The 660-nt window shown below is 55.2% G+C and carries 2 protein-coding genes; both read right to left on the bottom strand.

Annotation, left to right across the window (positions count from 1 at the left end):
- On the bottom strand, nt 1-207 hold a 207-nt coding region (locus ACTJKX_RS38220), incomplete at its 3' end, for an ATP-binding cassette domain-containing protein (RefSeq protein ID WP_440728503.1).
- The coding region (locus tag ACTJKX_RS38215; RefSeq protein WP_440728505.1) for a glycosyltransferase family 4 protein at nt 204-660 on the bottom strand (457 nt) is incomplete at its 5' end. The genes ACTJKX_RS38215 and ACTJKX_RS38220, both read right to left, overlap by 4 nt.

Below are 660 nucleotides of genomic sequence, written 5' to 3'. Positions count from 1 at the left end.
GGATATGCGGACGGAGCGGCGGATCTTGCCGCCATTGGGCATCTCCGTCCCCGCAATCAGCCGCAGCAGAGTGGATTTCCCCGCCCCGTTCACGCCCATGAGGCCGTAGGCGTAGGATGTATCGAAGATCATCGAGACGCGGTCGAGGATCATCTTTCGATGTTTCTCGACCTTGTAGTACTTCGTCACATTGCTGAGTTGAATCATGTCGCCAACACAACCTTTTGGGGCCGCGTTTTTTTGCGCTTCCGGTTTGTACCCTGAGAAGGTAAAATTGGAGAGAGAGCCTCCTTGTATTTGCCTTCGTTATGGTCCAACTTCAATCTTTCAAGTGCGGTTTCTCGCAAGCTCTGCCACAATTTTGGGGAGCGATAAAGACGAACAACAGCTTTTGCAAATCCTTCTGTATCATCAACGGGAACCGAAAATACTTCCTGTCCGTTTTGCCAACCAAGTTGGTCACGTAGTAAATCCGTGAGGACTACAGGCACACCGAACGAGGCCGCTTCATAGACCTTGTAGGGCGTCCCGGCAGCAAAGCGCGTCGGCGCGATGGCAATACGGCAGCTATCGTAGATCGGAGCGAGATCGGCCACGGGCCCGTGCCAGGTGACCCGGCTATGCGACAGGAAACGGTCGAGGGCCAGGCCGGGGGCGACA

The sequence above is a fragment of the Labrys sp. 22185 genome, assembly GCF_052045555.1.
GTDB lineage: Bacteria > Pseudomonadota > Alphaproteobacteria > Rhizobiales > Labraceae > Labrys > Labrys neptuniae.
This window is presented reverse-complemented; position numbering and strand designations above follow the sequence as displayed.